Raw genomic sequence first — 9,513 nt, forward strand, 5'->3', positions numbered from 1 at the left:
TATTCACCTCCTGTCTTTTTTCTCAGGAAGTGAATTGTACCTAACAAATTGTTCCTAGGGGGTTGCGATCGTTTCTAGAACTTGTGGGTCTGACCTTGTGGAGATAAATATGATATTATTAGGCTAATGCCTACAAAAAATCGCATAAAACAGTATGTTTCCGATGGTATATATCATATCTACAACCGTGGAGTGAATAAGCAGAGTATTTTTTTTGAAAAAGCGGATTACGCAGTTTTTCTGAGCTACATAAAGGATTATTTGGTTCCAACTAATAAAGAAGAAATAAGGCAACAATTAGTAGATCTCGACCTAAAAAATAGAGAGAAAGAAAAATTTATTCGAAAAATAGGGCTCAAAAATTATAGCAGTAGAATCTCTCTACTTGGATATTGTTTAATGCCTAATCATTTTCATCTATTAATTCATCAGAAAGATGAAAGAGCAATAGTAGAGTTTATGAAATCATTATGTTCGCGTTACACTATATTTGTCAATAAAAAATATAGCCGTGTTGGACCTCTTTTCCAAGGCGCATACAAAGGAGTTTTGGCTATCACTGACGAGCAACTGGTTCATCTTTCGTACTATATTCATAAACAAGCAATAATAACTCCGCAAGGTCTGACCTTGTGGGATTTGCGGAGTCAGAGGCCAAGTTCGTTACCGAATTATTTGGGTCAGATTAAACAAGAGTGGGTTAAGCCAGATAGAATTCTAAGTTGGTTTAATAAAAATTCAGAGAAAATAGGTAGTTATAGAGAATTTATGTCCATTTCGAGCGATAGTAACAGTGAATTCCCAATTGCAGAACTTCAAATAGACTAAATTAACTCCGCAAGGTCTGACCTTGCGGGATTAGCGGAGTTTGACAGCGTAGAGGTTGAGCTCATCAGAAGCATCGGGATTCAAGTTAGTTAAGATCACGACTGAGGATCCATCTGGCCAGGGAGTCACAAAATCTGGGTCAAAAGCACCGGCAAAAAGAGTCGTCTTATTGGTGGTATCAAAGGACATTATTTTTAGTTTGTCTTCCTCAATGTAGACTAGATGACTAGAGGTAGGAAACCAGCTTACATTTATCTCACTCTCAGGCCCCACAAGATAGTTACGGTCTTCTTTAAGATCGTAGGTATATAAGTTACCTGGTTTGATCTGGCGTATTTCCTGTGTGGAATTTACCCCAATAAGTGGAGGATCTATAACCTGGACAACCGTATCTTCCTTAATTCCTCGGTACAAAAACTTAGTTTCATTTGGTGAAAAGCTAATTATTTCAGCGGAGCTTGTTGCCATCAAGATAAGTTCTTTGGGTAGCGCTTCGATCTTGCTCTGGAGTGCTAAAGCTGCTTGTTCTTCCCATAGTTCAATTGTTTCCGCGCTGCTAGGAGCAAATGCAGGAACTGGATTATTGGCATTATTTAGCAAGTAAGCCGTAGTTTCAAACTGAACCAGTAATTGATCTTTATCAGGCGACCAGGTAATTATGATATCTTGGTCCAATAAATCCGCGGGTAGCGCAGCATACGCGACAATCCGGCGTGGGTTATTAGCAAATGCCAATGGGCGATTCTCTAAATCTAGCACAAAAATACCAGTTTGCTCCAGTATTTCTTGTCTGCGTAAGCCAGCAGCAATTGTTGCCTCAGGATCCCGTTTTACAAATGCAACAGCGCTACCATCCGGTGCAATCTGAGGGAATAAAACTCCAGAGTTTGTTAATGGCGATAAACCCGGGTTACGAGGAAAGAGTACGGCATCAGTCTGAGACACGACTTCTTCAAAGATGTTCATCTCTTTCTTCCATGGTTGAAACCCTTCTTTGCGAATTTCAACATCGTGTTTCCCTGGTGTAAGACTCAAGGTTGTGTTGGTCGCACTTTTCAGCTCTCCATCAACAAATACCTGTGCACCGTCTGGTTTTGAGGTGGCAACTAGCAACCCAGTTCCAGACATCACCTGCTCCTGAGTATTAAATCGGTAGCCTCGTGCATAGAAAATAACAACTATGGCTACTACAAGTAAAAGCGCAATAGATAATACTGGAAGAATTATGCTCCGCATCCTGCTATTATATAATAAACATAAGCGAAACAAGGTAAGACCCTACATGCAATGAAAGGTCTTGCCTTAAGTTAAGCGTACAACATGTTAATTAAAAGAATAGGAATTGATCTAGGAACAGCAAACTCACTTATCTATGTTGCAGGAGTGGGAATTGTGTTTGAGGAACCCACGGTTGTAGCCGTAAGTGACGATGGAAAAGTAGTTGCTGTGGGTAATGAAGCCAAAACAATGTTAGGACGCACACCTGGTAATATAACAGCGCTTCGACCGATGCGCGACGGAGTAATTGCAGATTATTCGGTCACTCGCACAATGTTGGCATATTTTATTGACCGTGCAGTTGGTCGTAACCGCCTATTCAAGCCCGAACTCATGATCTGTGTTCCATCTGGTTGTACCCAGGTTGAACGCCGTGCTGTAATAGACGCAGCCATGGGAGCTGGAGCCAAAACAGTATATCTTATAGAGGAGCCACTAGCTGCGGCTATTGGTGCTCAGATTCCTATAGCTGAAGCTTCCGGAAATCTTATTGTAGATTCAGGTGGGGGATCCACTGAAGCTGCCATTATTTCTCTCGGTGGCGTAGTCGCACATGCCTCTGTTAGGGTTGCGGGCAACCGACTCGATGAAGCAATTACTACTCACATGCGCAAAAAACATAATTTAGCAATTGGTTACCAAACAGCAGAGAATATTAAAGTTAAGCTCGGCTCCGCTCTCTTGCTCCCCAAACCGCTCTTTATGGAAGTTAAGGGTAGAGATTTAGCTGGTGGTTTACCACGCTTAGTGGAGATATCCTCAACAGAGATAAGAGAAGCCATCGATGAGGAACTAGTCGAGATTCTTGGTGCTGTAAAATCTGCCCTCGAACAAACGCCACCTGAGCTCGCCTCAGACATTATTGAAAAAGGCATTGTATTGTCAGGCGGCACTTGTCAACTTGCCAACTTTGATCGGTACATTACACAGGAAACCGGGGTTCCTGCTCATGTTGCGGAAGATCCTCTTTATTGCGTAGTTCGTGGCACTGGTGTTGCGCTTGAGAATATTGATCTCTACAAACAACACATTGGTCGCGCCTAAGCGAGACAAGGCTAAGCCTTTTATTTCATGAATGGCTTAGCCTTAAGCGAGTAACATGAAAACCTTAAACATACAAGTAGACGATATTAATCTCTCTACCGCTCTAGATAGGGTCATCAATGCAGTAAACAATAAAAAAGCATACCGTGTTGTCACACCTAACCCAGAAATAATCACTCAAGCCCAGTCTGATCCTGTCTTAGCAACTATTCTTAATAATGCGAATCTTGCCATTCCAGATGGAGTAGGTCTCAGGCTAGCCGGTATCAGAAATACAACACCCGGTGTTGAATTAATGCGCGAACTTATAAAGCTTGCTGCAATAAATAACTGGGGGATTGGGCTCTATGGTGGGCGGGGTAATTCTGCAAAGCTCGCCCTAGCTAAACTCCAAGCGCAACATCCCAATCTTAAAGGCTGGGCGATGGCTGCGCCAGAACTAAAAATTGGAGAAAAATTTGACGATGAGTACAAAAAAATTATAAGCAAGATTAAACTAAATAATACTAAAATAGTCTTTATTGCTTTAGGAGCACCTAAGCAGGAATATTTTATGGACAAACTAAAAACAGATACAGTTCTTATGGTGGTGGGAGGGAGTTTTGATGAGATCGCAGGCTTAGTAAGACCAACACCTGCTGTTGTGAATAAATTGGGTCTCAAATGGCTCTGGAGACTAATCTGGCAGCCTTGGCGCATTACCCGCCAACTCCGCCTCATTAAATTTTTATATTTATATTATTTTAAAACCGGGTTTTAAAATAATTTAAAAATAATTACTATGATATAGTCTAGGAATGCAGGTTAAATTAACTCGCTCAAGTAACAATCCCATCCTTTTGCCAACTAACAAGCCTTGGGAAAATCGTTATGTATATAATCCCGCCGTATTTGAACTAAATGGACAAATTCACCTCCTGTATCGCGCCCAGGGAACTGACATGATCTCTCGCTTAGGGTTAGCTCGCTTAGGAAAACCAGATGAAGTTCTTGAGCGCTCTTTCGACCCCGTCTTTGCTCCAGATCCTGCTAGCGAATACGAAGTATTAGGCGTAGAGGATCCTCGAGTAACAAAAATTGGGGATAAGTACTATATTCTCTACACAGCTGCTTCTCATTATCCAGAGATTGTTGAGTTCGATGAGGCCCATAAGAGACCCGAAAACTGGAGAGTACGCGTTAGCCTCGCGTATACCCATGATTTCCAGTCTTTTACTCGCTTTGGAGTTGTAATAGGCCATATTGATAGCAAGGATGCTGCTTTGTTCCCCGAGCTAATAAACGAGAATTATCTTATGGTTCACCGTGTAATACCACATGCCCGTCTCGCCATTGCCACAGACGCTCGAAACTACAAAGAACGGGGGCCCTTATTTTGGCCTCGACCAGGCATGTGGGACAGTAAACGAATTGGCATGGGGGCTCCTCCCATCAAAACTGTCTACGGTTGGTTACTTTTTTACCATGGTGTCGACGATAATATGGTTTACCGTCTGGGTCTGGCTTTACTCGACGTCCACAACCCGGCAATCGTACTTGGTAGAAGCAGCGAGCCCATCCTCGAGCCTGAAGAGGCCTATGAAAAAGAGGGGCTTGTACCAAAAGTAGTATTTACCTGTGGCGCGGTTGAAACAAGCTCAGAATATCTAGTGTACTACGGCGCTGGTGATGCTGTTGTGGGGCTTGCAACTGTTTCCAAAGATATCATCCTAAAATGGACCAAACATATCTATGATTCCTGTAGCTCATTTCACACTTTTGAGCAATATGGGAGAGACGAAAAGTTGTTTACAGGTTGATTTTGTGCTTAATTGCAAGATACGCCAGGCTAATTCCCACCACATTTTCTGCTCCAAGATTGGGGTTAACACTATTCTTTCTTAAGCCATCATAGACGCCTCCAAGCTTATTTACCATGACCACCTTAAGTCTATTCTTGCCAAAATACCATTCATAGACCTGTCTTGCAGTATCTATTTTTTTAGCGCTAACCAGAGCTGTAATTAGAGAATATGCCTCAAGAGGCTGTTCATCTGTCAACGGCATTTGTTCTCCTTTTCTCCAAAATTTACCTTTATTATTTCCGGGCGCCTGAAAATAGCCATTTTTCATCGTTTGTTCCAGATACCAGTTAAGCATTTTTTGCCCAATCTTAATCAATTGCTGCTTCTCTAGTATTTCTCCTAATAAAAGATAAGCTTGGATTACCTTGCCATTGTCATAAGTTATCTTGTTTTCAGGCCACACCCAATAACTTTCAGCATGTTTGTCAAAAGCAACGCTTAAATCTTTCCCCCAAAGTTTAAGTATTTCTCTTAATCTCGTTTCCTGAGAGCTCGTTAGAATAGTCTGAACTTGCTTTGCTACGAGTAGATAATAACTAGCCAACACAAGCTGACTACGCAGCCTTAAAGAGCTAAACTTTTCTGGAGCATCCAAAACCAACCTCAAGCTCCTCCGCAAGCATTTAAAGATCGGATCTTTATATATATAAAGATCCGATCTTAATATGTGAAAAGCCAAAGCCACAAGCGATCTACCAAACCAGTCTCCAGTTCCTAACTGCTTTCTTTTGCCATTATCATACAAATAGCAGTAGAATTTCCCATTTTTGGCTTGAGAGCGAGCTATATTCTCCAGATATATCTGAATATACTTCTTCATAGAGCTATCGTTGGCTCCACACCAGAGATCTGAGACAACCAAAGCTCTGCCATTATCATCTGACGCATAGCCATATTTACGATTGGGCTTGTCTCCTGACGAGTGTTGTAGGATGCCCTTTTGAGTAGTTAGAAGTCGAAGATAATCAAGTTTTGGTTTTTGCATCTTTAAATATCTGTATATGTTTAGCAGCAACTTGCGACCAAATCATCTTACGCCCAAACTTATAGGCTCTTTCCTGCATTTTCTTACGCTCAGTTAGATTGGTGTATGTCTGTATAAGTTTTTCGGCAATTGCATCGCTATCTCTCCTAGGAACAATAAAACCTCGCCCATCAGAAAGAATCTCATTAGCATAGATATACGGAGTAGAGATACAGATCTTACCTGCTCCCACTGCATAAGCCAAGGTACCTGACGAGGTCTGATCCAGATCTGTATATGGAGTGATGTATACATCCAATGCCTTCAAATAATCTACCAAACTATTTAGCGGCACATACTCATTCACCTGCTTAAATTGACCGTTTAGGTTAAGATCGAAAGCCCGTTTTAGTAAAAACTCACGATAAGATTCGCCTTCAGCACGCTTAACCTGGGGATGTGTCGCTCCCACCATCACAAACTTAAGCTTGGGAATATCCATAGACACCTTCTTTACTGCATCAATCACGTATTCTAGCCCCTTATTGCGTGAGATTAAGTTGATGGTACCAACTAAAAAGTCATCAGCCCTAAACCCTAGTCTTTCTTTTGCCTGAGTATTATCTTCCAGTTCCAGGTCGGGTACACCATGATGAATAACCTTAATTTTTCGACTAGGGATGTTATACACGCTCCGCAACCTGGCTCTGGCTTCTTTAATCATTACAATATTGCTCTGAGATAATCTAGCCAACTCTTTTAGCACATGCTTCTGGTTGGGGCTTGGCTCAAGTAGGGTTGTATGAAAAGTTGTGATTAAGGGTTTTTTAAGTTTTTTGGCAAAATCCAGAATGTAGTCTCCATCATTTCCGCCAAAAATTCCATACTCGTGCTGAATGCATACGTAAGCATAACTAGACGAATTTACTCTATCTGCAAGCTTAATATAATCATCTCGGCTGTTTTTTTCTAGTTTGAATTTTACTTCGGGTGGGTAATTAGAATCTTTGCCATTTATGATGGCAACAACATGAGGAGTTATATTGCTATTATAACCCACAACTGCCTGAATCAAATCTCGTGTGTATGTTGCAATTCCACATTTTTGAGGAACATAGGTTGAAACAAGAAGAGTTTTCATTAAAATAGCATTATACACAATTTGGTCAGTGATATACTTAACAAACATGAACAAGTTCAAACTAGTTACAGCTGGTGGAACCTTCGACCGTTTCCACAAAGGCCACCGCAAGCTCCTTGCCTCGGCTTTTAAAGTCTCAGACAAAGTAATCATTGGTATTACCTCAAATGAGTTCGCAAGTAGTAAAATATTAAAGGCAAGGCCTTTAATATTGCGCAAACAGGAAGTACAAGATTTCTTATTCAAACATAAACTCACCAAACGAGCAGAGATTGTGGAAATCTCAGACATGTTTGGCACGCTCAATAAACCCACCCAGATTGAAGCTATGATAGTTACTTCAGAAACTAAACCTAACGCGCTCAAAGTTAACAACTGGCGCCAAGCAAATAATTTACCCAGCTTACAGATAGAGGAAGTAGAGCTAGAATTAGCTCAAGACGATCAACCAATCTCCTCCACTCGTATACGAGCAGGGGAGATTAATCGGGAAGGTGTAGTTTGGAGTAAGCATAAAACTTGGGGCAAACTTCCCAAGAATCTTCGCCCAACCCTCCGCCAACCCCTCGGCCCTGTTTCCAGCGCTGTTCAGAAGCAGATCCCGAACAAGCTAGTAGTCTCTGTGGGGGATATATCTACAATTGCGCTCATTGAAGCGGGGATTGAGCCAAATATTGCGGTTGTTGATCTGTTTGTCCAGCGCAAACGCAGATATAACAGTCTCGCAGAGCTTAATATTAAGAGTAGCTTTAAAACTCACGAGGTTTCTAACCCCAGAGGAGAGCTGACTAAAGAATCGGTGCTAATAATTGCTAAAACAATACAACAGCTGTGTAGTAGATCTAGTAATCACCTAATACACGTTGTAGATGGAGAAGAGGATTTGCTCACTCTACCAATTATTCTTTTTGCTCCGCTGGGAAGCGTCGTCTATTATGGACAGCCACCAATGGGAAAAAATCCTTCAGGAATGGTTGTTGTAACAGTAACCGAAGATCTTAAGGAAAAAATCTTCCACCTTCTCCATCGGTTTGAATAATCAAGAATTTACACCAGAATAATCCTAGTGCTAACTTAAATTCGAAATATCCTTGCAATTTACTAACCATAGTTATACAATAGCACTACTAAAATGAAACACAAATTAGTAACTAGTAACAAAGTGTACTCAAGAGATAGTCTTGATAAAATAACTAGTCACCTAAACTCAGAAACTGTAATAGTGCTACACGGGGCAAGACAGGTTGGCAAGACTCATATTCTCTATCTAATTCAAACGCAACTAGAAAATCTACAAATGCCTAATATCTACATTGATATGGAGGACCCGGCATTGCTGGAGGTATTCAATATGGGCGTAGATGCATTTCTACAATACCTAAAAGGGGAGGGGTACGAAACGGACAAACGACTCTATGTGCTTATTGACGAAATACAGTACCTAGATAATCCATCCAGTTTTATGAAATTAATTGCAGATCACTACAAAAATATCCACCTAATCGTATCTGGATCTTCTACATTTGAGATTAAATCAAAGTTTAGTAATTCACTTGTTGGACGAACCGTTAATTTTGAAATTCATCCACTCTCATTTCAAGAATTTTTAAAGTTCAAAGAAGTCAATATTAACCTCAAAGAAGCACTATTACCAGTTCATATACAAAAGCTCGAACAGCAGTATAAGGAGTTTGTTATATACGGAGGATACCCAAAAGTGATACTTGCTGAGACCATCTCACAAAAAAGATCAATTATGGGACAAATAATTAACACTTATATTCGCAAGGATATTCGCGATTTTGCCAATATCGAAGATCCAGATAAATTCAATAACCTCATACAGCTTCTAGCTTCTCAAACTGGGCAATTGCTCAACGTTAGTCGTTTATCAAAAGAGATTCAGTTATCTATTCCAACCATAAATAAATACATTTTTCTGTTGGAAGAAACTTTCATTCTCAAACGAGTACGTCCAACTAGTCGCAGTTCAAGAGTTGAGATTGTCAAAAGCCCAAAAATATTTTTCTTAGATAGTGGATTGGCATCCTTATTCTACATGCGTGATTTCCCAAGCATTTCCACGGATCAAATGTTTGAAACTAGTATATTTGCTGAATTAGCTAAGCATTACGGCAGAGAAGAAATAAACTTTTGGCGGACTAAAGCTGGTGCTGAAGTAGACTTTGTTATTAATCGAGCATTAGGTGAAATGTTACCAATTGAAGCTAAGCTCAGCTTTAACTCATTTAATATGAAAGCGATTTTAAATTTTTCAGCTAAATATAAAACAAAAAACTACAAAGTTATAGGTTTAACAGGGGAAAGAAAAAACAAACATTACATTTATCCCTGGGAGATTAAAATATTGTAATATTTGGGTAAACCATGAAACAATAGATAATATGAAGCTG

The 9,513-nt window shown here is 40.4% G+C and carries 9 protein-coding genes; 6 read left to right on the top strand and 3 right to left on the bottom strand.

Features of this window, described 5'->3' with window-relative positions:
- Positions 1-126: 126 nt before the first annotated feature.
- On the top strand, positions 127-828 hold the full coding sequence (locus CO050_05105; GenBank protein PJC30800.1) for a hypothetical protein: 702 nt from the start codon (positions 127-129) through the stop codon (positions 826-828).
- A gap of 30 nt (positions 829-858) precedes the next feature.
- Here the strand turns inward: CO050_05105 and CO050_05110 are convergent, their stop codons facing one another.
- The gene (locus CO050_05110) at positions 859-2,064 is read right to left on the bottom strand and encodes a hypothetical protein (protein PJC30801.1); all 1,206 of its coding nucleotides are present in this window, start codon (positions 2,062-2,064) and stop codon (positions 859-861) included.
- Between the two features lie 84 nt (positions 2,065-2,148).
- On the opposite strand from CO050_05110, the gene CO050_05115 reads away from it, so the two are divergent.
- From CO050_05115 to CO050_05125, 3 genes are read left to right on the top strand one after another with little or no spacing between them, the layout of a single operon-like run.
- Positions 2,149-3,150, top strand: coding sequence for a rod shape-determining protein (locus CO050_05115; GenBank protein PJC30802.1), 1,002 nt, complete (start codon positions 2,149-2,151; stop codon positions 3,148-3,150).
- A gap of 55 nt (positions 3,151-3,205) precedes the next feature.
- Complete coding sequence (locus CO050_05120) at positions 3,206-3,910, top strand: hypothetical protein (protein PJC30803.1); 705 nt, start codon at positions 3,206-3,208, stop codon at positions 3,908-3,910.
- 37 nt (positions 3,911-3,947) lie between these two features.
- Entirely contained in the window at positions 3,948-4,949 is a 1,002-nt protein-coding gene (locus CO050_05125; protein PJC30804.1) for a glycosidase, read from the top strand.
- On the opposite strand, the gene CO050_05130 is transcribed toward CO050_05125, so the two are convergent.
- Entirely contained in the window at positions 4,939-5,979 is a 1,041-nt protein-coding gene (locus CO050_05130; protein PJC30805.1) for a hypothetical protein, read from the bottom strand. The two genes, CO050_05125 and CO050_05130, sit on opposite strands and share 11 nt — an antisense overlap.
- A complete protein-coding gene (locus CO050_05135) occupies positions 5,960-7,318 on the bottom strand; it encodes a glycosyl transferase family 1 (GenBank protein ID PJC30806.1) in 1,359 nt (452 codons plus the stop codon). Before CO050_05135 ends, CO050_05130 begins: the two co-directional genes overlap by 20 nt.
- A gap of 190 nt (positions 7,319-7,508) precedes the next feature.
- Here CO050_05135 and CO050_05140 point away from each other — a divergent pair, with 190 nt between their 5' ends.
- Positions 7,509-8,138, top strand: a complete 630-nt coding sequence (locus tag CO050_05140; GenBank protein PJC30808.1) for a DUF359 domain-containing protein — start codon at positions 7,509-7,511, stop codon at positions 8,136-8,138.
- A 93-nt stretch (positions 8,139-8,231) separates the two neighbouring features.
- A complete protein-coding gene (locus CO050_05145) occupies positions 8,232-9,473 on the top strand; it encodes a hypothetical protein (GenBank protein ID PJC30807.1) in 1,242 nt (413 codons plus the stop codon).
- Positions 9,474-9,513: the final 40 nt, after the last annotated feature.

The organism is Candidatus Roizmanbacteria bacterium CG_4_9_14_0_2_um_filter_38_17 (assembly GCA_002788855.1).
Lineage (GTDB): Bacteria > Patescibacteriota > Microgenomatia.